The organism is Nostoc sp. UHCC 0302 (assembly GCF_038096175.1).
In the GTDB taxonomy this organism is placed as follows: domain Bacteria; phylum Cyanobacteriota; class Cyanobacteriia; order Cyanobacteriales; family Nostocaceae; genus UHCC-0302.
Window position 1 is genome coordinate 6,402,114 of record NZ_CP151099.1, and the last position, 22,677, is coordinate 6,424,790.

The window sequence follows — 22,677 nt, forward strand, 5'->3', positions numbered from 1 at the left end:
AGGCTAACCAAGCAGTCTATTTTCGGGATAAACTCGTAATAAGTGTGGTTTAATATATATATAAGAAATGTTTTAATTTTTTATAAAGTTTAATAATCAATCACTGGCAGAAGACGCGATGGCAGCAGACTATCCAGACATTGATATTGCGCCATTTATCGATCACTCCCTATTAATGCCAACGGCCTCTCCAGAGCAGGTTGAGCAATGGTGTGAAGAAGCAGACAGATTTCATTTTGCGGCGGTTTGTCTACACCCCTCTTATGTACGCCAAGCGGCGGAACTTCTTCACGGCAAAAACCCTAAAATTTGTACAGTTATTGGCTTTCCTATTGGAGCTACTACTTCAACAGTTAAGTTGTATGAAGCTCAAGAAGCAGTAGAGAATGGAGCTACAGAATTGGATGTAGTCATCAACTTAGGTTGGTTAAAAGCTGGCAAAACTGAAGAAGTCCACCGAGAAATAGCGACCATTTGTGAAGAGACTGGGCAAACAGTCAAGGTAATTTTGGAAACTAATCTGCTGACAGATAATGAGAAAAAACTAGCAGCAGAATTATCTATGGAAGCGGGGGCCGCATTCTTAAAAACCAGTACAGGTTGGAATGGTGGAGCCACAGTCGCAGATGTGCAGCTATTAAAGCAACTGGCAAAAGAAAGAGTTGGAATTAAAGCATCAGGTGGTATTCGCACCGTTAAGCAAGCCTTAGACTTAATATTAGCGGGTGCTACTAGATTAGGAACATCTCGCGGTATCGATTTAATCCGCCAGCGCGATAACCTGGGAAAGGGTGAGTAGTCATTTGTTTTTTGTCAATTTGTCTCCGAAGTTCAGATGCCTACGGCAAGCCGCTAGCGCGTTTACGCCGGAAGCCGGCGCTCCGACTTCTCTTTTTGTCATTTGTTCTTTGACTAATGACTAGTAACCGATGACTAATGACTAATAACCGATGCCTAATGACGCATGACTAATGACTAATGACTAAATGAGCAGAACCTATACAGCAACTGGAATTAATCTCAAAGCCCAAGCTCTGGGAGAATCGGATAAAATAGTGACTATCTTGACACGAGAATTTGGTCTGATTCGAGCAGTAGCCCCAGGCGCACGCAAGCACAACTCCAGCCTGGGCGGTAGAAGTGGAATGTTTGTGGTAAATGAACTATTAATTGCCAAAGGGCGATCGCTCGATAAAATTACTCAAGCACAGACGTTAAAAACTTATCCAGGTCTGGCTAAAGATTTGGCAAAATTAGCTGCTAGTCAGTATTTAGCAGAAATAGTCTTGTGTCAGGCTTTAAGTGAACAACCTCAAGAAGAACTTTATGAGATACTCAATGAACATCTCAACCGATTAGAGGCATTGCCCAAGACAGAAAGTTATAGTATCTTGGCGCATTTGGCTCATGCGGTGTTTCACCTTTTAGCTTTGGCTGGACTGACGCCTCAAGTACAAGTCTGTTGCTTAACTCAGCAGCCCATAACGCCGGACTTTACAGATTCCAACTGGCAAGTAGGATTTAGCATCCCGGCGGGTGGAACAGTTTGCTTAGAAACTTGGGAAAGCTTGCGAAGAGGGGGAGAAGGAGAGAGGGGTAGACAAAAAAATCCTTCTTTGCCTTCATCAATTCATCACCCTAATATAAGTTCATCTTCGCCAAAACCTAGCAACCAAACAGTAGTTGTCCATCGGCAAGAAATACCTGTGATTTCTAGTCGCCTGAGTGCTACAGAACTGGCTATGCTTCAGCTTTTGTCACAACCAGAGATCATGCAGAGCAATACAAGCACAGATTATGGTTGGGTATCTGTTGAGCACATTTTACGTCAGTATACTCAATATCACTTAGGTCGCCCTATTCGCTCCGCTACCTTGATTGACTCTTATTTTGCTCCCTACCATGATGCAACCGTCTGATTTGGATACAAAAATCCTGCCTTTATCACCAAGCTACGTCAAAAAACAGAATAGGGCATCAGATCCTACAGTACCCAATCACTTAAGTACCGTTCCTAAGTCTACATCTAATCAAATCAATAGCGAAGAAATATCCCCAAAAGATATTTCTAAAAATGAAAAAACAGGTACGGCAGAAATACCAAAAACTGATGTTAATAGTCAATCAGAAAAACAATCTGACGACCAATTAACTGATGATAACGGAGATAGTGGCAACAGCAGCAACGGGTATAGTTTGCCAGGAAACACTATTTCAGAAAAAGAGCCACCGGAATTAGATAAATCTGCTTTGGGGAGAGATACTTTATCAAAAAATGGGCAACAGCAGGGGTTTTTACCTGTGTTGAAAAACCCGAATTTTCTTGCTCTTTGGGGTGGTCAAGTTTTCTGCCAACTAGCAGATAAAGTATATCTAGTTCTGATGATTGCTTTGATTAATACTCTATTTAAAAGTGGCAATCAAAGCATTAGTGGTTGGGTATCAGCGTTGATGATGTCTTTTACTATTCCAGCTGTATTATTTGGTTCTGTTGCTGGTGTTTTTGTTGATCGCTGGTCGAAAAAAGCTGTGTTAGTGGCAACTAATGTTTGGCGCGGCATCTTGGTTCTGTCAATTCCTTTGTTGTTGTGGTTGACTCATAATTGGAAACCAATAGGAATGATACCAGTTGGTTTTCTAATTATTCTGGGCGTAACTTTTTTAGTTTCTACCCTAACGCAGTTTTTTGCTCCAGCAGAACAGTCGGCAATTCCTTTAGTAGTAGAAGAACAGCATTTACTTTCTGCTAACTCTCTGTACACAACGACGATGATGGCATCGGTAATAGTTGGGTTTGCTATCGGGGAACCTTTGTTAGCAATAGCTGATAGTATTTGGCTACAAGTAACTGGTAGTAATGGACTTGGTAAAGAATTTTTAGTTGGTGGCAGTTATGCGATCGCAGGCATAATTTTATTCCTCTTGAGAACTAATGAAAAGCCCCATGCCCCTGAAACAGAATTTCCTCACGTATTCTCTGACTTACGGGATGGTTTGGGCTACCTCAAGGCAAATTCTCGCATACGTAATGCCTTATTTCAGCTGATCATTTTGTTTTCTGTCTTTGCGGCATTAACTGTTTTAGCCGTTCGCATGGCAGAAATAATCCCTAATTTGAAAGCCTCACAATTCGGGTTTTTACTAGCAGCTGGTGGGGTTGGTATCGCTGCTGGAGCTACAATTCTCGGACAATTTGGTCAACGCTTCTCCTATACTCAATTAAGTCTATGCGGTTGTCTAGGCATGGCAGCATCACTAATTGGTCTATCAGTATTCACAACACATCTTTTATTAGTCCTGCTGTTGGTGACACTGTTGGGTATCTTTGGCGCACTGGTGGGTATACCCATGCAAACCGCAATCCAAACAGAAACCCCACCAGAAATGCGTGGTAAAGTCTTTGGTCTGCAAAACAATGTGATTAATATTGCTCTTTCCTTACCTTTAGCATTAGCAGGTGTCGCAGAAACCTTTTTCGGATTACAGGTAGTTTTTTTGGGATTAGCAGCGTTCGTCTTTTCAGGAGCTATATTAACTTGGTATAACTCGCATCAGTAATTATCAGCTAACAAGAGTTATTCTTCCTGACATTGACATAATCACTGAATTTATTTAAAGCTTTTGTGATCGTGGTAAACTAAATTCAGTTAAAATTTATCACAGACTTGCTGGAGTTCAATCTGGTACTTAGCCAAAATAAGTTGTTTACAGGTATGAAATAAACAACTTATAAGTAAAATAAATATATCCATAAACCAGTAGTTTAATTAGTTGAGAAATCTACTTTTTAAGCTAAATTGTGGTAGGAATTTATAATAACTAAATAACCAGCAAGCTAAAAGAAAAACAAAGGACAGATAGCTGATTAATAAAACCTGCTTTTCTTATAGCTAACAAAGAATGCGTATAGCCTGGATCGGAAAAAAATCACCCTTTTGCGGTAATGTCACCTATAGTCGAGAAATTACAAATGCTCTGCTAGACCGAGGACACCAAGTTAGCTTTCTTCACTTCGCTCAAGAAGAATCAGTACCAGAGAACTGGCCAAATTTCCAAGAAGTTTCCCTACCTTTCATTTACAAGTCTCAGGTTTACACAATTCCTACATTTAAAGCGACTAAAGTTTTAACTCAGTCGCTGCGACAAATCAAGCCGGATATAGTTCATGCTTCCTTGACCCTATCTCCTCTTGATTTTGTTCTACCAGAAATTTGTCAGGAACTTAATTTGCCCCTGATTGCCACTTTTCACACACCGTTTGCAGGTAAGGGTGCAAAACTGATATCGGGAACACAGCTTTTGGCTTATCAGCTTTACGCGCCTTTTTTGGTTAATTACGATCGCGTGATTGTATTTTCCCAAATTCAGCGAGAATTATTGGCACGTATGGGTGTACGAGAAGAAAATATTGCCATAATTCCCAACGGAGTAGATACTGTTAAATATTCTCCTGGCCCTTCTCAAGTCAAAGCAGAATTTCAAGCTGAACGCTTGTTTGTCTATCAAGGTCGGATAGCCCCAGAGAAAAACGTTGAAGCCCTTCTCCGGGCTTGGAAGCAATCGGCTATGGGATCTGGTAGTAAGCTGTTGATTGTTGGAGATGGGCCTTTGAAGCCTTCTTTAGAGCCTTTTTATGATTGGGAATATGGCATTAATTGGTTAGGATTTGTTGCTGATGAAGACCGACGCATCGAAATATTGCGAGGCGCAGATGTATTCGTTTTGCCTTCATTGGTAGAGGGTTTATCTCTTTCTTTGTTAGAAGCAATGTCCTGTGGTGTGGCTTGTTTAGCAACAGATGTAGGTGCAGATGGTGAAGTCTTGGAAAAGGGTGCAGGTATAGTCATTAATACTAAAACCGCGCGATCGCAATTAAGAACTCTTTTACCACTTTTACAAGATCATCCTGAGTTAACAACCCTACTAGGGCAGAAAGCTAGAAACAGGGTGTTAGACCGCTATACTCTCACTAAAAATATTACTTTGCTGGAAGAACTTTATCGGGAAGTTTTAACACAGCAACCTTTACCGCTGAGTCGTAGAGCATAAGTAAAGAGTAATTACTTGAGTTGTAACCTTGTTTGGGATTTTAAATTATCTCCAACATATTAGAGGCTAGCAAGCTATAAATTTGCTGCCTCTTTATTTTTAAGAGATTAATACTTTATTTTAGCTAATATCCCAAACTTTCTTTGCCAATTGAGCTAGCATTTCTTGCCGACACTCTATTGAATCAGAATTCCATTCGTCAAATATAGTTAAGTCTTTTACTGCACGATCAATTGCTGTATTTATACCGATATTAACTCGTTCTGCTATGGACTTAGTAATTAAAAACTTAGATTTTTGATAAGCATTTTTCTTAAATTCAAATGGCTTATTCTTTATTGAAGTATTAATAGACTTCTCTATTAAGGTAAGATTTCCAAGATATTTGACATATTTTTTATATATTTGCTCTGGTTTATTAAATAAAGATTTCACTACCTCATGGTTTTGCGGTAAAATATGTTCAATTTCAACGTTTTTATTTATATAGTTTTTTAAATAAGTATGAGCTTCTATTTCTCCATAAGCTAATTCATCAATATACTGGGTAAGTTTAGCTAATATATATTGCATTATTTTTTTTCGTACAGAATCTTCATTCAGTTGACGAAAGGCAAGTAAAAATTTTTCACATAGTTTTTGCTTTTCAGTTCTAATTTCTTCAGTTATAAATTTATCTAGTGACTGTTTATCATTAATTTGTCTTAGCTTAGATGCCCATTCAACAAATAAAATTTCAAGTTTGCTCGACCTAGCTTGTGTAATAATATAGATAAATAAAAAATTCTCAATATGTTTACAGAGTTCTGTAAACATTTCTCTAGAAAGATGCTGAGCAGCTAAAAGTAATACAAAATGCTGACTGGTAGAAAGATAAGATATATTTACCAAATAGCGATTCATTTTGCCAAACATATCATTACCTTCTTTAAAGTTTGCAAATGCTTTTGCAGATTTTAGAAGAGAATCAATAAATTCAAATGGCTTATCTTCATATCCACATTTTTCTTTATTCTTATCAAACCATTCATAAATTTTATCCTCTCTTATACGTTCTGAATCATATTTTGAAATAATGAAGTAACGGAGAAATCTTATAGGGTTTTCGTTGGACTTATACAATATTTTAAGCATTTCCTTCCATTTGTTTTTAAGTTTTTCAAAGTCTTTATCTTTGATTTGGATAAACATTAGATTTTTGAGTAAGTCTACAGCATCAAGACCAACACCACGGTTATTGATAGTTGCAAAAACTTTAAGTGCATGTGACATACTCTTAGTTTCTACACGGACTACTCTCACATTTTTAATAAAGCGTGCAAAAAATAGTTTAACTTGCTGAATAGCAGCCTCATCTTCAGTAAATTCATCTTTGAGAAATGTTAGGGCAACTTGATAAGCATTTTTGATGCGTTGTACAGAGCTATTATCAGAAATATCCTCAAAATTCTGTTTTTTAGCAATTTTTTCTAAAACATTTCTGCTTTCCTCATCATACTGAAGTTCTATTCTTTCTTTAAATTTCTCATTACCGTTTTGTTCTACAAAATATGAAGTAATAAATTCCTCAAGCTTACCTACAGGTTCATTAGGATTTAATTTTTGTAAGAAATCTCTTACTGCACAGAGAATTAAGTATGCAGTTGTCATTCTCTGTTGACCGTCGATAAGCTCATATAATTCCTGAGATTTACAAACAATAATACTTCCTATAAAACACTCCCAGTCAGTCCCAGATTTGTTGTCTAAAAATGGCTCATAGACATCTTCAAGAAGTTCTAAAACTTGTTTTTCTTCCCAAACATACTCACGTTGATAGGCTTTAACTACATAAAAGTCCTGAAATAGTTCTTCTAAGGTATAATCACGAGATTCAATTGCAGCCATTAAGTTGTTTGCTCCTTAATTCAGTCTTTAATTTGGCGTTGTTGAATTTAGATATGAAATGCAAAAATCGGGTACTCTCAACTCTTGCTCTCTGCGTCTTTGTGCCTCTACGTGAAACAAATTCATATTTTCACTCAGCAACGCCTTTAATTTTTTTATAATTTAAAATTTATGCATACCATCTACACAATATATACGATGTTAACTTGATTAAAGATAAGTTTTTAGATTTTCAAGCCCAATTACTTACGTTTAATTACTAACCATCCTAAACTCGTAGGTTGTTCATAAACTCGCTTTAAAGTATTCACATCTCTAGGAGAAATAGGCGGCGGGTTGCGAACTTGAGAAAAATATAGGGCGTCAGTTTGTAGTGGACTATGACCCCAGATTCCCAGGGCGTGACCAAGTTCGTGACGTGCCGCAGCTTGCAGATACTCACCTGTTTGGCTGGGACTCAGAAAAATGGTGAAGCGGTGGGATAAAACTTGGTTGCTTACATATAATTCATAAGTGGTTTGTGCAGAACGCGCACGGGGAATTTTGTCCCCACGGGAAATCTGAAGAGGTGGCGCTTTTCGCAAAATAGTAATATCAGCAACCTCTGGCTGTTCAACTATTATTAAAGGTAAATAATTACTCCACTCTTGCACAGCCTGCAAAACCCTATTAATCCATGCTTCGGCTTGTTTGTTATTTACAGCTTTTGGTGTTTCTACGTAAACTCGAACAGGAAATTGCGACCAGACCAAATAACCCTCTTTGGTTGTTGTGACTTGGGAAAAGTAATCACCACTGTTTGTCTTATCTTGCCACTGTGAGAGTGTAGAGGGTAGAGGATGAGGTTTGGCCAAAGGTGAGATGGAAAGAGGGAAAGAAATTATGGATTCTTGTGCATATAAATGTGATTTTGTCAAAGTATCAGTTAATTGGAAGTCAGTTAAAATGACTAGCAGCCCTGTGCCAATAACTAAGGCAAGAGCTGCTAATAACCGCCGTGTAATTAAATTTTTGAGGGTATTAGATGTCGGGTATTGGGTTCTTTTTCCCATCTCCCTACTTCCTCTTACTTAGGCAACCAATTGGCGCTTAAAACTACCGTTAAACCGAGAAAAATAACTGTCAGCGCCCAAGTAACTCGGTTTAATGTGTTTTCTGCGCTCTTAGTGCTGCTAAACAGCTGGGCTTGTCCACCTATAGCTCCAATACCATCACCTTTAGGGCTATGTAGCAACACCAAGATAATCAAACCAGTAGCGGAAAATGCCCAAATGCCTTGCACAATGTTAGTAACTGTCATGGTAGCAATCTCATTTATAAAAAGTTTCAAAAAAGAGAAGAGACGCGATTATACTCTTACGAGAAGCCGCTCTTCGAGCGTCTACGCGTCTGTACAGGAGTTAAAAGTTAGAAAAGTCTTAATTCACACTTTTCACTATTAACTCTTCACTCCTAACTCTTTTACAGACCGGCTTGCACAGGAGTACGAGTGCGTTGCACATCATATTCTGCTGCTTGCAAGAGCGATCGCCCTGTCATCTCTGGTGGTTGAGGTAGTTGTAAAATCTCCAGAATCGTAGGAGCAATGTCGGCTAGCTTGCCATCGCTTCGCAGTTCGACATTTGTACCATGTCCAGGGATTTGAACTTTCTCTCCTTCCACCAATATTAAAGGAACTGGGTTAGTAGTGTGAGCTGTCCAGGGATTACCCTCTTTATCTAGCATATACTCAGCGTTGCCGTGGTCGGCAGTAATAATTGCTGTACCACCAGCTTTGCTAATACCTTCTAGTAGGCGTCCCAAACAGTTATCAACCGTTTCAATTGCCGTAATCGTAGCTTCGATTTGACCTGTATGCCCCACCATGTCTGGGTTAGCATAGTTAATCACAACTAGGGAGTAGATTCCCTTTTTAATTGCGGCGATCGCTACATCTGTGACTGCTGCTGCTGACATTGCTGGGGCTTTGTCGTAAGTCGCTACCATCGGGCTACCGACAAGTTCTCTGTCTTCTCCAGCAAAAGGTTCCTCTAAACCCCCATTGAAGAAGTAGGTAACGTGAGCATATTTTTCTGTTTCAGCTGTGCGGAACTGCTTCAGACCATGCTGAGCAATTACTCCCCCAAGAATATTGCTGAGATTCTGCGGCTCAAATGCCACAGCTACTGGTAAGTCTGAATCGTATTGCGTAAAAGTAACAAATGACAGCGGCTTGATTTGCTGTCTTTCAAAACCGTTAAATTGAGGACTGACGAAAGCTTGAGTTAACTGTCTGGCGCGATCGGGACGAAAGTTAAAGAATATGACTCCATCCCCTGGTTCTACTGCACCAGGCGCAATTCTGACTGGGAGGACAAACTCGTCATTCACTCCTTCTGCGTAAGATGCTTGCAAGACTTCCACAGGTTTGAGACCATTACCAGCACCATCTTGTGTGATCACGTCGTAGGCGCGTTTGACACGATCCCAGCGGTGATCGCGATCCATCGCGTAGTAGCGACCGCTGAGGGTAACTATCCGGCCAATTCCTGTGCGGTCTAAATAGTCTTGTAAGAGCGTAATTGCTTTTATACCCTCTACTGGGGCAGTGTCACGACCATCTGTGATGGCGTGAATACAAACTTCTGAAATTTGCTCTTTCTTGGCTAAGTCAAGTAGTCCGAATAAATGGGTGAGATGCGAATGTACGCCGCCTTCAGAACAAAGCCCTACCATATGTAGCTTGCCGTTCCGAGAGCGAACTTCTTGGCAAATTTTGACAAGTGCTGGGTTGGAAGCAATAGAACCATCTTCGACCGCATCAGAGATGCGTACCAATTCTTGCGGTACTACTCGCCCAGCGCCAATGTTCAAATGACCAACTTCCGAATTGCCCATTTGACCCTCTGGCAACCCTACGGCTTTGCCTGAAGTGCGGATGAGTGTATGCGGATAAGCTGCCCATAAGCTTTCCACAACTGGAGTTTTAGCAGCGACAATAGCGTTTCCTCGCGTCTGTTCGCAGTAGCCCCATCCGTCTAAAATGACTAGCACCACAGGAGCAACAGGTGCTTTGGTCATAGTAAAACTGCCCTTTACTTTTTGTAATATCCGAATGATACCACTGCTAATCGTCGCCGCAAGTGAATTTCTGCTTATTAACTTGTTTTATGAAGTAATTGGAGTTTTTTTAGAATTTTTTTAAATTTTAGTAATATTTTCCTGGTATTTTTGAAGGTCACTAATTAATTGATTACTTAGTAGTAGCGCTTAAGCGCTACTACTGAGCTATTTGCCATTGCCTCATTTGCGTTTTGTACCAGCTTTAGCAGCTTTTGCCGCTTTCTTTGCAGCTTTTTCTGCTGCGATCGCAGCTAACTTTGCTTCTTCTTTTTCTTCAGCAATTTTCTGGAGATAGTAATGATAATCTCCTAGATAAACGCGGAATTCGCCATCACGAATTTCGACGATTTTGTTGGCTACCTGAGAAATAAAATAACGGTCATGTGAAACCACAATTGCCGTGCCATCATAATTTTGCAGCGCTTCTTCCAACATTTCTTTAGCTGGAATATCTAGGTGGTTTGTCGGCTCATCTAAAATTAGTAAATTAGCAGGACGTAAGAGCATCTTTGCCAATGCCAGACGAGCTTTTTCTCCCCCACTCAACGCCCCAACTGCTTTAAATACAGTGTCACCAGTGAATAAGAACCGTCCCAAAAGTGTACGGACTTCTTGATTATCCCAGTCAGGAACTTCATCATGGATGGTTTCCATAACAGTTCTCTTTAAGTCCAAAGCTTCAGCTTGATTTTGTTCAAAATAACCGGGAAGAACGTTGTGATCGCCTAATTTAACAGAACCTTCTGTGGGTTTTTCCATACCCATAATTACGCGCAGCAACGTAGATTTTCCCGCACCATTGGGGCCAAGAAAAGCAATGCGATCGCCTCTTTCAATTAAGAGGTTTGCTCCCAAAAACAAAATCTTATCGTCATAAACATGAGTTAAATCTTTGATGTTCACTACCTCTCGTCCACTACGAGGTGCAGGAGGAAAGCGGAAGTGTAAAGTTCTTACCCCACCTGTCGGTGCTTCAATACGCTCAATTTTGTCGAGTTGCTTTTCCCGGCTTTTTGCCTGGGTACTGCGGGTAGCACTGGCGCGAAATCTATCAACAAAGGTTTGCTGTTTCTCTAATTCTTTTTGCTGGCGTTCGTAAGCACTAAGTTGTGCAGATTGATTTTCAGCTTTTTGTTCCAAATATGCCGAGTAGTTACCAAGGTAAGTAGCGGAAACACCACGTTCAGTTTCCACAATTTGGGTGCAGAGGCGGTCAAGGAACTCCCGGTCATGGGAGACTATTACCATCGGCGTAATCAGCCCTCTGAGGTAATTTTCTAGCCACTCAATGGTTTCTAAATCCAGGTGGTTAGTAGGCTCGTCCAGCAGCAACAAGTCGGGTTTTTGCAGGAGAATTTTACCCAAACTCATCCGCATCTGCCAACCGCCACTGAAGGCACTGACGAGGCGATCGCCATCTTCTAGCCCAAACCCCATCTCTGGTAAAATTTTCCCAATGCGTGCGTCTAAGCCGTAACCATCCAAGCCTTCAAATTGGCGCTGCAAACGATCCAACTTGTCGATTAGTCGATCCAGTTCCTCTGGGGTAGCTGTTTCCATATCACGCTGTACCTGCGCCAGAGATTGCTGCACAGAGTTAGCTTCTTTAAAGACTGTCCAGAATTCTTCTCTAACTGTGCGGCTAGGGTCTACTTCAAACTCTTGGTTGAGGTAGGCTATGTGTAAGCTATTAGGACGGATGATTTCGCCAGCGGTGGGTTCAATTTCCCCAGAGATGATTTTGAGTTGGGTGGATTTTCCGGCACCGTTGACACCGACTAAGCCAATGCGATCGCCTGGTTTAACTTCCCAGTTGATATCCTTGAGAACTTCGCCTGTAGGATAAATTTTACTGATATGTTCGAGTCGCAGCATTAAGTTTCTCTCAGGTAGGGAATGGGTAGTTGAGGAAGAATTACCAATATCGTGTCTAATATTAACAAAAATTAACTAAAAATTCGTCGTGGTTAGCTATTTGAATATCGAGTGTCAAATTCTTTATCCATTTGACAAGTTAGTGTTTTGAGTATTTTAAATAGTCAAAAGTCATGTTAATTACGAGTTTGTATTAGATTTGACGGATTTGCTGCTGCATAGGAATTTGAATCACAAACTCCGTTCTTTTCCAGGTATTGAAAAAAATTATAACTGGTGATAGCTCAAATTTAAGAATAGTCGACATTTTGGGCTTCACTTACATTCCTTTTTTATTACAACCAAAACCTCTACACCAACTGAGGTGCGATCTCGCCCTGATCATCACAAAGTGGCTAAAGGTTTACCAGAGGCGTGTTTGGTGGCGTTATGAGGCTTTTGTTAGATATTTAACCATAGTGGGCATACTGTAAATATCAAGCGAGTAGCATCGAAATAGAGTAAACAGTATGTTGACGATAACCTGGCAAGAAGAGATTACATCCTTGAAACAAGATTTGAGCAAGGAAATTGAAAAAATATCAGGAAAATCTGAAATTAATATACCTAATCATATTTGCATCAATAACCTGAAATCCAAGTTAGAGCGATTAGATGAAATAGAAAAAATTCTTAGTATAGAAAAATATAAAATTGCTTTTATAGGTACTGTTGGGCAAGGAAAGACTACAGCTATTTGTCATATTTTTAACTTAATAAGCGACTTTCATGTTTCCAAAAATACCAAAGAGTTACTATCAACGGGATCAGGTAAAACTACTATATGTGAAGTAATTATAAAAGCTGCGGAAAAAACTTATATAGAAATAGAGCCTTATACAGTTGATGAGATGGAAAATCTTATTTTTGAATTCTGCGAATATATTGCAGATAAAAATAATACTCAAGCAGATCAAAAAACAATTATTTCTACAGAAGTTGAAAGGGCTATTAGAAATATTATAAAAATGAATTTTTACAATAAAAAAATTGATGGTGTTAGAAATAAAACGAAAAGAATTGACACAGCTAAGGAAAAGCTTGATTTATTCGGATTCGTGGAATTTAAAAAACTTGCTTTGAATAATGCAAATCTACAATCTAGGATTACGAATAAAATTGAATTTGATTATCAAAAAAATGAGCAAGAATGGATAAAGAACACCTTTGCAGCTATAAATAATGTTGAGCTTGAGGAGTTTGCTATTCCTAGAAAAATATATCTTTATTTGAGCTATGATATTTTATCTGGCTCAAACTTATCTCAGTTCGATTCAGTTGTGGATACTAAAGGACTTGATGAAAATCCAATTCGTAAAGACTTGCAGAAATATATTGAGAGTCAGGATACTATCTGTCTCTTTGTTACTCCCTTTAATGATGCCCCTGAAGCTAATATTAGGAATTTAATAGGTTATCATCTTACATCTAAATCCAAAGATTTTCATCATAGATTTGTAACTTTGGTATTGCCTCACAAAAATCAACCTGAACAAGTCAATGGATGTGATGGAGATTGGGATACAGGAATTCAAATCAGAAAAGAAGAAGTTCAAACTACATTCAGGAATTTGAATTTAGATTTTTTCCTGGAGAATATTTTGTTCTATGATGCTTTTAGGTACTATGGGGATGATATATACACCAAAGAAGATGTACAGGCGGATAAAAATGAATTTATCGAAGCCATAGCCGATGTAGTAGAACGTAGACAAAATATTTTATTGGATGAAATAAAGAATATCCAAGAAAACTTTACGAGAATAAAAAATGGTGATGCTTTGACCATAGCAGAAATCAAAGCAATTGAAAATGCGATTCAGAGGATAAAAGATTTACGGGATTTAAGTAAAAGTGTACCAAGTCATAATTTTAAAGACCAAGGTCAAGATAAAGGTTTTGTTACTAAATATGTTGAACACTATCGTACTAATCCTAAAGCATGGAATACAAAACATGCTATCCATAGTAACTTCGGTTACTATGATCCAAAGAATATAGACATATATTACGATATCAGGGTTATTGCTGAGGGAAGAAATGAAGATGAAATGTTGAAGAAGTTTACAAAACCAGCAAAACAGGAATTAGAAAATATCCTTAATGAGCTTACATCTGCAAATGAATCTTTAAAAACATTTATTCCTGAATTAGTTATACAATTTCATTCATTGTACGACAAGTTTATAAGTGAAGTAGGAAAAAAAATTCAAAAGAAAGCTGAAGAGAAACTCTCACCTCAAAGCGAAACTTCTAAATTCTGGGAGGCTCTAATTAAGGAAAAAGGTAAAGTAAGACCTCCAGATGAAACCTATACCGATAATGTATGCCAGACACTGAAAAACGAGCTTGAAAAAGGGAAAAGTTTAAATACATTTTTAGAAATTCAAGCAGTGAAAGATTGGGAACAATTAGTTATTAAACTATTAAGCTTTTTCGGAGACAAATAGACAAATATAAACTTTAAATTACATAGAAAACACAGAGGACGCTATCTGATCGCGTCCTTCAAATTCTTTTGTCACTAAATAAATTTTACTATCTATGAAAAGCTTAAGTGAAGAAATATCCATCAAACTAAAGACATACAAGAGAAGTTATACAGAATATACAAAATGCTTGATTAGAGGAAGAGAAATTGTTCTTGATGGAAGACCAGAAGAAAAAGTTAGGCAAATATTTATCTACTTTATGATAAATAAAAGTGGTTTATTTCCAAATGAAATTGATATCAAAGTTGAATCTAATAATCATGATATAGAACTATATACAACTGTCAAAAATAAATGTTTTAGACCATATCACCCTCCTCTGCTGATTGTGGAAGTGAAGCGAGAAGAAGAATACTTACAGAATCATGAGGAGCAGATTGAAAGATACCTAAAAAAATCTGATTCAGAAATAGGTATTTTATATAATTATTATGAAATTATTGCATATACGAAAATAGGCGCAGGATTTACGAGTAATCATCTTAATAGTCTTGAAGATATACCACCTTTAATCTTGCAAAGTTCTAATCAATTAGATAAGGACATACTAGAATTTGAAAAAGCTGTAAATGGAAGTTTTGATAGCTTTAATTACCTTGTTAACAAATATGGAACACATAAACTTAATACTATAATTTTTAGACTTAAAGGTGAACAATTACCTATATCAGGTACTTTCTTTGAATTTCAAGATCATAAGGTGAAATATCTTAAAAATGGTGAAAACTGGCAAAGCTTAAATTACCAAGATTTTGAAAAACTAGTTTCCATAACATATGGACAAATATAACGTGTCTCCAAATAATAAATAAACGTAATAAAAATGGCAGAAATTATCCTTCCCAGTCTTGACTAGTATCGCAAAGGAAATTGTCTGCGATCGCATCATCAAATAAATAGGGGCAATGTTCTGGGAAAGTTCGTAATGGTAAGTTAGTATCTCGTAGCGCTAAATCGACTCCCGCTTCAAAGCCATCTAACAAAGCTTCTTCTATTCGAGACTTTAAGCTGGGGTTCTGTCGCAAATGTCTGTGGATGGCGCGACGCTGTTCCCGAATTGTTAAAAACCAACTGCGAGAGCGCTGTTCGGGTTGATACTCCCACTTCAACAGATGACCGAGTAATACACTCAGACGGCTCACGAGTTCCCGATACTCCTGCCTGCCCAAAGCTTGAATTTCCTCTTGCAGGTGTTGCCAGTCTAGTTGCGTAACTAGCCTCTGCTCTAACGCTTTAGCCTGTTGCTGTGTCCAGCCATAAAAGTCTTGGTCATACAAAAAAGGTTTGTCCATAGCCTCTTAGATTATCCCGTTGAAATGGAAAATGCACTCCACGCGATATTAGAAAACCACCTGTGTATGTTAAAAGCAACATTACAACAAGTGGTTCTACAGAAACTTTAACAGTAAAAATTAGTTAGCAGCAGAAGTCGCTAACTCCGCGAGACGTTCCTGTTGGTCTAAAGATATACAAGATTGGATAAGAGTCTCTAAATCACCTTCCAGAACAGGGTTAAGGGAATAATTCTGACCTAACCGATGATCAGTAGCACGGTTATCTTTATAGTTATAAGTGCGAATTTTTTCCGATCGCGATCCTGTACCAACCTGCGATCGCCGCATAGAAGTTACAGCCTCTTGTTGTTCGCGTAACTTCATCTCATACAATTTCGCCCGCAGAATTTGCATCGCCCGTTCTTTGTTTTGTAACTGGCTACGTTCTTCCGTACAGAAAATTCGGATTCCCGTCGGCTTGTGCATCAAGTCAACCGCAGTTTCCACCTTGTTGACGTTTTGCCCGCCAGCACCACCAGAACGAGCTGTAGTCATTTCAATATCTTTGGGGTCAATGTGAATTTCCACATCATCCACCTCCGGCATAATCGCCACGGTAGCTGTGGAAGTATGAACCCGTCCCCCAGATTCAGTTGCCGGCACGCGCTGCACACGATGCACTCCAGCTTCAAACTTCAGCTGGCTGTAAACGTCATTACCTTTAATTTCTAGAATGACCTCTTTCCAGCCACCCATTTCTCCTCGAGATTCGCTCACTAGAGAAACTTTCCAACCTTGAGTTTGGGCATAGCGGGTGTACATCTGCATCAAATCACCAGCCCAAATACTTGCTTCATCGCCACCAGTACCAGCGCGAATTTCCAACATGATATTCTTTTCATCATTGGGGTCGCGTGGTAATAGTAAGACTTTCAAGCGAGATTCTAAATATTCTATTTTTTCTTCAAGTTGCTTTACTTCCAGTGCTGCCATCTCTTGCAACTCTGGGTCACTCGCCGATTCTTTATAAACCTGACGCGCTCCAATCAAGTCCTCTTGGGCTGTTTTCCAAATTTCATAGGTATTAACTACCTCTTCCAAAGAAGAACGAGACTTAGCAATTTGTTGATACTCATCAGGGTTGCTAGCGGTATCGGGGTCGCCAAGGCGACGTGTTAATTCATTAAATGTTTGTTCAACGGATTTTAATTTATCCAGTAAGTATGATTCAGCCATGACAAGTGCGATCGCTCCTAAAAAAATAACAAGTTGGCTCGAGCATTAAATGACAATCGACCCAGCAGATGCAGGGTCGTCGTTAACAGCAGAGCCAACCCGCTACTTTTTGTTTTGGTCGTCAGATGTTTGAGTACTGCTCATACCATATTTACGAAGGAAGCGCTCAACTCGACCTTCAGTGTCAATAATCTTTTGAGTACCAGTGTAAAAGGGATGATTTCCAGACCAAACATCTACGTGTAATTCTGGTTTTGTAGAACCAACAGTCATTACAACTTGACCGTTACAGTAAACTTTAGCTTCTGGATACCACTTTGGATGAATATCAGACTTGGCCATTGTTCTTTTTTTGATGAATCTATATTAATTATAACTTTCAGCTTTCTCTTGGGGCTAGGTATTAGGGACTGGGTATTAGTGATTAGGGACTGGGAAAGAGATAAAAAACTGACTTTTTTAATACTCAATCCTTAATACCTAATCTCCTCTACCCAGCAGCTAGTACCCAGTCCCCACTCCCCAGCCCCCAATCGCTTATCGCTTCGAGTACTGAGGTGCTTTCCGGGCTTTGTGTAAACCATATTTTTTTCGCTCTTTTGCCCTAGGATCACGAGTTAAGTACCCTTCAGTTTTCAAAGGTGAGCGATTTTCTGGGTCTAGTTGACACAAGGCACGGGCAACTCCCAAGCGAATTGAATCAGCCTGGCCAGTTAAACCGCCGCCTTCAGCTTTCACCAGAATGTCATATTCGTTTTCCAGCCCCAGAGTTTCTAGAGGTGCTTTGATGACTCCAAGGTAGTTGGCATTGAACTGGAAATACAAGTTTCCATCTTTGCCGTTAACAGTCAGTTGACCGTTACCTGGAATTAGGCGTACTCGTGCGACTGAGGACTTACGACGGCCAGTACCCCAATACACGGCACGGCCGCTATTAACATCTGCTACTACCATTAATTTTCTACTCCAGGAATTGTACTAACTTTTAATTCTTTGGGTCTTTGCGCTTCGTGGGGATGAGCCGGGCCAGCATAGACTTTGAGCTTGGTGAACAACTGCTTACCCAAACTATTTTTAGGTAGCATCCCTTTAACAGCGTGTTCTACAATCCGCTCTGGTAGACGTTGTTGGAGCTTGGCGAAGGTTTCTGTTTTCATCCCGCCAGGACGACCAGAGTGGCGATGGTAAATCTTTTGGGTACGTTTTTTGCCTGTGACTGCTACTTTTTCAGCATTAACAACGATAACGAAGTCCCCTGTATCTAAGTGGGGAGTATATTCAGCTTTCTTTTTGCCTCTCAATATCTGAGCGATTTCGCTGGCGAGACGACCGAGACGTTGGTCAGTAGCATCTACTACGTACCACTCACGCTCAAGGGCTTGTTGAGGAGGAAGGTATGTTTTACTTGTTGTCATTGATTATTTGTCCTTTGTCATTTGTTTTTCAGAGTCTATAGTCCATAGTCCATAGTAAAAGTATTTGACTCTTGACTTTTGTACAGACGCGATTAATCGCGTTTCTACGACTCTTGACTAATAACTAACTTTGGCTGGGTATCGTACCAAATCTCTTTGGGAAAGGGAAAATCTGGGTAGCCGACTCGCAACAAACACAAGCCTTGGGCAGGTGCGGCGTGTTTCACTTCTTGCCGACGTTGTTCTTGCCAAAGTTCAGTGAAGTTATCAAGCGATCGCTTGCCAGAGCCTACTTGTGCCAACATCCCCACTAACAGCCGTACCATGCCATACAAAAATCCATCTGCCTGTATTTCAATATGGATAAATGGCCCACTGCGATGACACTCTACTGCTTGCACTTCTACCCAAGAATGCGATCGCTTTGATCCAGCACGGTGAAAAGCAGCTAGATGATGCTTTCCCATCAGGGGCTTCAGAGCAGCTTTAATTAAAGATTCATCCAGGGGTGCATAATAATAATGCCAACTGAAGGGTTCCACGAATAAGTTCGGTCGATCTTCAGTGTATAGCGTATAGCGATACCGTCGATAAGCTGCACTAAAACGAGCGTGCCAACGGTGATCTACACTGGCTGAAGCCCTGATTAATATATCTTTGGGCAGATAGCTGTTAAGGATTGTTGCCCACTTGTGAGCGGGAATTAAACTTGTCGCTTCAAAATGGGCTACTTGAGCGGCAGCGTGAACTCCAGCATCAGTTCTGCCTGCACCATGTAAAGTTACATGATGCCCAAGAACAGTGGCGATCGCTGTTTCTATCTCTTCTTGAACTGTACGCTGCTGTTTTTGGCGTTGCCAGCCATGAAAATGAGTGCCCAGGTATTGGATTACCAGGGCTACTCTTTGAGTAGGTTTAGGCTGGTGGCTTTCTAACATACAGATTTTGTCCCCGAAGTTCTGATCTAAGGAAGCCTTAGCTCAGACTTCTCTTTTTGCCTTTTGTCATTTGTCCTTTGTTACTCACTAATGACTAATGACTAATGACTTAAACCAGTTCAATTATTGCCATTTGAGCATTATCACCACGACGTGGCACGGTATGTAGAATGCGGGTATAACCCCCTTCGCGATTACCATAACGAGTAGCAGCTTGCTCAAACAGGGCGTGAACTAGTTGTTTGTCGAAGATATAGCCAAGGGCTTCCCGGCGTGCTGCCAAAGAGCCATCTTTGGCTAGGGTAATCATTTTGTCTACTTCACTCCGCAGAACTTTAGCTCGAACTAAAGTGGTAGTAATCCGACCATGACGGATCAGCTCCGTAGCTAGCGCTCGTAATAGAGCGCGGCGCTGGTCAGCTGGTTTACTGAGTTTTTTGACTCGATTCCGGTGACGCATAATATAAAGATGAACGTTTTTAGCTTAAGGATGTTTAGAGCCTCTTTCTTGCGGTAGGGTAATACCTAAGCGTCGCTGTAAAGCTTCCACTACCTCTTCCGCTGACTTCTGACCAAAGTTTTTAATCTCTAGGAGGTCTTCTTGGGTGTAATCCAACAAGTCTGCCACAGAGTTCACTTGCGCTCGTTTGAGACAGTTATAAGCCCGTACAGAAAGTTGCAACTCTTCGATGGGAATTTGAGCAGTTGGGTCTTCTGAAATTTCAGCTCCTGTATCTGTTGGCTCCAAGGAGATATCTTTCAACGGGTTGAATAGCTCTACCAAGATCCCAGCAGCAGAGGATAGCGCTTCTTGAGGAGACACACTACCATTTGTCCAGACTTCCAACAGTAATCTGTCTTTTGTGCTTGAGCCATCTACACGGGCTTCTTCAACACTGTAGTTGACTTTTCGCACTGGCATAAACACTGAGTCGATTTGAAGAAAGTCCAATGATGTGGCTTCTTCACGTCCTCTTTCTACAGTGCGATAGCCTTTGCCTTTCTCAATCCGAAATTCCATTTCCAGTTTGCCTCCCTCAGCTAGGGTAGCGACATACTGAGTCGGATCGATGACTTCTACTTCGCTGGGCAAGTCGAAATGTGCCGCAGTAATTGTTGCCGGACCGTTAACGAGCAAGCGACCTATCTGAGGTTGAGAGGAATAGTTTTTCAGGATAACTTCCTTCATTCTCATGAGGATTTCTAGCACGTCTTCCCGCACGCCCGGAACTGTGGCGAATTCGTGTGATACACCTGCAATCCTCACTGCTGTAACTGCTGTACCCTCCAAATTGGAAAGTAAAACCCGCCGCAGCGCGTTGCCAACTGTTGTTCCTTGGCCACGCTCCAGAGGTTCCAGCACAAATTTACTGTAATGGTTCCGACTTTCCTCAGTATTAGACTCTACACATTCAATTTGAAACTGCGCCACGGATTAGCCTCCCTTCTATTAAGGTGCTGCTAGCAGGCAAATCAATTGCCTCAACAGACACTTGGTTACGGTAAAGAAAAGTCTGAGCATCGGCTTACGGCGAGCATCACTTCAACAAACCGTCTTAACCTGTGTCTTACAGAATTTACTTTATGCCCTGTGGATATAGGACTATCAAACTGCTGACATTCAGTGCCAGTAGAGTTTGACTCTCCTACTAACCCTTCAGGCGCTGAGAATATTTTGGGTTGTCCAAAGTTTAGCAGCCCTCCCTAATGGAAGAACTGACGCCCTTGTGCCTACCCAATTTGTCTGAAGTTGACGAGCCATCACTTCACGGTAGTTTGCATTTCTGTTTGCCCAACCAGCCGTTATCAGTGATTTCTTGATTACAACTTCTCTTCCTCACCGTCCAAATCTTTTAAACTCTACGGCGCTTAGGCGGACGGCAACCATTGTGAGGAATTGGGGTAATATCCCGAATCAGGGTAATTTCCAGTCCTGCCCCTTGAAGGGCGCGAATAGCTGTTTCTCTACCTGCTCCTGGGCCACTAACCATTACTTCAATTTGGCGCATCCCTTGATCTATCGCTCGGCGAGCTGCGCTTTCAGCGGCGGTTTGCGCTGCAAAGGGAGTTCCCTTTTTTGCTCCCTTAAAGCCGCTAGAACCAGCACTCGCCCAGGAAATAACATCTCCATTTTGATCGGTAATGGTGACAATGCTATTGTTGAAAGTAGACTGGATGTAGCCAACTCCGCTTGGTACATTCCGTTTCTGCTTTTTGCTCCCACTTTTCTTTGTTGGTTGTCTAGCCATATTTGTTGAGGTAATTTAAGGTAAAACTTGCTCTCATTAGCAAAGGTTGCAAAATTATTTCCCTGGTGCTTTCTTCTTACCAGCCACTGTCTGCCTTCTTCCACGACGGGTTCTAGCATTAGTGCGAGTTCTTTGTCCTCTTACTGGTAAGCCCATGCGATGACGACGCCCTCTATAGGTGCCAATGTCGACTAACCGCTTGATATTCAAGGATTCCAAGCGTCGCAAGTCACCTTCAACTTGATAATTGCTTTCTACTTCGCCTCTTAGAGCTGCAACATCGGCATCACTTAAGTCTTTAACTCTAGTGTCTGGGTTTACACCTGTAGCTGATAGGATCTCTTGCGAACGTGATAAACCAATTCCGTAGATATAAGTCAGACCAATTTCGACGCGTTTATCGCGTGGAAGGTCTACTCCGGCAATACGTGCCACTATAAATTTCTCCCTATTGTTCTCACAATTGCTGGTGGAAAAACGTGATTAATCGCGTCTTTTCGTTGTAATGATGATAAGTGTGTCGCACTAAGCCTGGTGTTGATAAGAGCGTTATCCTTGACGTTGCTTATGCTTTGGGTTGACACAAATCACCATGACGCGACCACGGCGTTTGATCACGTTACACTTTTCACAAATCTTTTTAACTGAGGCTCTGACTTTCATGCCTTTTTTCTTTGACTCCAAATAGTGAATTATAGCATTTCTGGGGAAAATATTTCAGTTAAGTAACTAGGGAACACCAAAAAAGGTGGTTTTATGGTAAGATTCTCTACAGAGATTTACTTCTTCCGTAGTCGATAGGTAATTCTACCCTTTGTTAAATCATAGGGAGTTAACTCCACTTTGACGCGATCGCCAGGTAGAATTTTGATATAGTTGCGGCGAATCTTGCCGGAAATGTGTGCTAGCACGTTAAAGCCATTATCCAAATCAACGCGAAACATTGCATTGGGCAAAGACTCGGTAACCGTGCCTTCCATTTCAATTAAATCTTGCTTAGACAATTTATTTTTTCCTCAACTCAACAATCTTATGTTCTATTGCAGTACCTTCGTCAGCCAAAGAACATACTTTGAGAAATATATCAACAGTTTATTAATATATCTTAGCTAAAATCTACC

23 protein-coding genes are annotated in these 22,677 nt (G+C 40.4%); 6 read left to right on the forward strand and 17 right to left on the reverse strand.

From position 1 onward, the window contains the following. Positions 1 to 118 precede the first annotated feature (118 nt). The 4 genes from deoC (at position 119) to WKK05_RS27645 (ending at position 5,049) form a co-directional block, all read left to right on the forward strand. The gene (gene deoC, locus WKK05_RS27630; protein WP_341526224.1) at positions 119 to 799 is read left to right on the forward strand and encodes a deoxyribose-phosphate aldolase; all 681 of its coding nucleotides are present in this window, start codon (positions 119 to 121) and stop codon (positions 797 to 799) included. A gap of 187 nt (positions 800 to 986) precedes the next feature. Beyond that, positions 987 to 1,919 carry a DNA repair protein RecO gene (recO, locus tag WKK05_RS27635; protein WP_341526225.1) on the forward strand — a complete coding sequence of 311 codons (933 nt, stop codon included), beginning with the start codon at positions 987 to 989 and terminating at the stop codon, positions 1,917 to 1,919. Next, the gene (locus WKK05_RS27640; protein ID WP_341531212.1) at positions 1,906 to 3,558 is read left to right on the forward strand and encodes an MFS transporter; all 1,653 of its coding nucleotides are present in this window, start codon (positions 1,906 to 1,908) and stop codon (positions 3,556 to 3,558) included. Before recO ends, WKK05_RS27640 begins: the two co-directional genes overlap by 14 nt. Positions 3,559 to 3,900: 342 nt before the next feature. Further along, positions 3,901 to 5,049 carry a glycosyltransferase family 4 protein gene (locus tag WKK05_RS27645; protein ID WP_341526226.1) on the forward strand — a complete coding sequence of 383 codons (1,149 nt, stop codon included), beginning with the start codon at positions 3,901 to 3,903 and terminating at the stop codon, positions 5,047 to 5,049. 120 nt (positions 5,050 to 5,169) lie between these two features. Here WKK05_RS27645 and WKK05_RS27650 read toward each other — a convergent pair whose 3' ends face one another. The 5 genes from WKK05_RS27650 to WKK05_RS27670 form a co-directional block, all read right to left on the reverse strand. Beyond that, positions 5,170 to 6,936: a DUF262 domain-containing protein gene (locus WKK05_RS27650; protein WP_341526227.1), complete on the reverse strand. Its 1,767-nt coding sequence runs from the start codon at positions 6,934 to 6,936 to the stop codon at positions 5,170 to 5,172. Between the two features lie 242 nt (positions 6,937 to 7,178). Next, positions 7,179 to 7,988 carry a peptidase gene (locus tag WKK05_RS27655; RefSeq protein ID WP_341526228.1) on the reverse strand — a complete coding sequence of 270 codons (810 nt, stop codon included), beginning with the start codon at positions 7,986 to 7,988 and terminating at the stop codon, positions 7,179 to 7,181. A gap of 14 nt (positions 7,989 to 8,002) precedes the next feature. Next, positions 8,003 to 8,236 carry a preprotein translocase subunit SecG gene (gene secG / locus WKK05_RS27660; protein ID WP_341526229.1) on the reverse strand — a complete coding sequence of 78 codons (234 nt, stop codon included), beginning with the start codon at positions 8,234 to 8,236 and terminating at the stop codon, positions 8,003 to 8,005. Between the two features lie 161 nt (positions 8,237 to 8,397). Next, on the reverse strand, positions 8,398 to 9,996 hold the full coding sequence (gpmI, locus tag WKK05_RS27665; protein ID WP_341526230.1) for a 2,3-bisphosphoglycerate-independent phosphoglycerate mutase: 1,599 nt from the start codon (positions 9,994 to 9,996) through the stop codon (positions 8,398 to 8,400). Positions 9,997 to 10,218: 222 nt separating this feature from the next. Beyond that, a complete protein-coding gene (locus tag WKK05_RS27670) occupies positions 10,219 to 11,913 on the reverse strand; it encodes an ABC-F family ATP-binding cassette domain-containing protein (protein WP_341526231.1) in 1,695 nt (564 codons plus the stop codon). A 545-nt stretch (positions 11,914 to 12,458) separates the two neighbouring features. Here WKK05_RS27670 and WKK05_RS27675 point away from each other — a divergent pair. After that, positions 12,459 to 14,402 (forward strand): hypothetical protein, encoded by a 1,944-nt coding sequence (locus tag WKK05_RS27675; RefSeq protein WP_341526232.1) that lies wholly within the window; start codon positions 12,459 to 12,461, stop codon positions 14,400 to 14,402. Positions 14,403 to 14,496: 94 nt separating this feature from the next. After that, positions 14,497 to 15,234: a type I restriction enzyme HsdR N-terminal domain-containing protein gene (locus tag WKK05_RS27680; RefSeq protein WP_341526233.1), complete on the forward strand. Its 738-nt coding sequence runs from the start codon at positions 14,497 to 14,499 to the stop codon at positions 15,232 to 15,234. 43 nt (positions 15,235 to 15,277) lie between these two features. Here WKK05_RS27680 and WKK05_RS27685 read toward each other — a convergent pair whose 3' ends face one another. From WKK05_RS27685 to infA, 12 genes are all read right to left on the reverse strand, one after another. Then, positions 15,278 to 15,736 (reverse strand): DUF29 domain-containing protein, encoded by a 459-nt coding sequence (locus WKK05_RS27685; protein WP_341526234.1) that lies wholly within the window; start codon positions 15,734 to 15,736, stop codon positions 15,278 to 15,280. A 120-nt stretch (positions 15,737 to 15,856) separates the two neighbouring features. Continuing rightward, positions 15,857 to 16,954 carry a peptide chain release factor 1 gene (gene prfA, locus WKK05_RS27690; RefSeq protein WP_341526235.1) on the reverse strand — a complete coding sequence of 366 codons (1,098 nt, stop codon included), beginning with the start codon at positions 16,952 to 16,954 and terminating at the stop codon, positions 15,857 to 15,859. A 102-nt stretch (positions 16,955 to 17,056) separates the two neighbouring features. Then, positions 17,057 to 17,296: a 50S ribosomal protein L31 gene (rpmE, locus tag WKK05_RS27695; RefSeq protein WP_341526236.1), complete on the reverse strand. Its 240-nt coding sequence runs from the start codon at positions 17,294 to 17,296 to the stop codon at positions 17,057 to 17,059. Between the two features lie 195 nt (positions 17,297 to 17,491). Then, entirely contained in the window at positions 17,492 to 17,908 is a 417-nt protein-coding gene (gene rpsI, locus WKK05_RS27700) for a 30S ribosomal protein S9 (RefSeq protein ID WP_341526237.1), read from the reverse strand. Further along, complete coding sequence (rplM, locus tag WKK05_RS27705; protein ID WP_341526238.1) at positions 17,908 to 18,369, reverse strand: 50S ribosomal protein L13; 462 nt, start codon at positions 18,367 to 18,369, stop codon at positions 17,908 to 17,910. The genes rpsI and rplM overlap by 1 nt, the downstream gene beginning before the upstream one ends. 104 nt (positions 18,370 to 18,473) lie before the next feature. After that, positions 18,474 to 19,307 carry a tRNA pseudouridine(38-40) synthase TruA gene (gene truA, locus WKK05_RS27710; RefSeq protein WP_341526239.1) on the reverse strand — a complete coding sequence of 278 codons (834 nt, stop codon included), beginning with the start codon at positions 19,305 to 19,307 and terminating at the stop codon, positions 18,474 to 18,476. Between the two features lie 109 nt (positions 19,308 to 19,416). Continuing rightward, positions 19,417 to 19,767 (reverse strand): 50S ribosomal protein L17, encoded by a 351-nt coding sequence (rplQ, locus tag WKK05_RS27715; protein ID WP_341526240.1) that lies wholly within the window; start codon positions 19,765 to 19,767, stop codon positions 19,417 to 19,419. A gap of 24 nt (positions 19,768 to 19,791) precedes the next feature. After that, positions 19,792 to 20,739, reverse strand: coding sequence for a DNA-directed RNA polymerase subunit alpha (locus WKK05_RS27720; protein WP_341526242.1), 948 nt, complete (start codon positions 20,737 to 20,739; stop codon positions 19,792 to 19,794). Between the two features lie 421 nt (positions 20,740 to 21,160). Beyond that, the gene (rpsK, locus tag WKK05_RS27725) at positions 21,161 to 21,556 is read right to left on the reverse strand and encodes a 30S ribosomal protein S11 (RefSeq protein WP_341526243.1); all 396 of its coding nucleotides are present in this window, start codon (positions 21,554 to 21,556) and stop codon (positions 21,161 to 21,163) included. A gap of 54 nt (positions 21,557 to 21,610) precedes the next feature. Continuing rightward, complete coding sequence (gene rpsM / locus WKK05_RS27730) at positions 21,611 to 21,991, reverse strand: 30S ribosomal protein S13 (RefSeq protein ID WP_341526244.1); 381 nt, start codon at positions 21,989 to 21,991, stop codon at positions 21,611 to 21,613. A gap of 114 nt (positions 21,992 to 22,105) precedes the next feature. Further along, a complete protein-coding gene (rpmJ, locus tag WKK05_RS27735; RefSeq protein ID WP_015129703.1) occupies positions 22,106 to 22,219 on the reverse strand; it encodes a 50S ribosomal protein L36 in 114 nt (37 codons plus the stop codon). 116 nt (positions 22,220 to 22,335) lie between these two features. Beyond that, positions 22,336 to 22,560, reverse strand: a complete 225-nt coding sequence (infA, locus tag WKK05_RS27740; protein WP_006276978.1) for a translation initiation factor IF-1 — start codon at positions 22,558 to 22,560, stop codon at positions 22,336 to 22,338. Positions 22,561 to 22,677 lie beyond the last annotated feature (117 nt).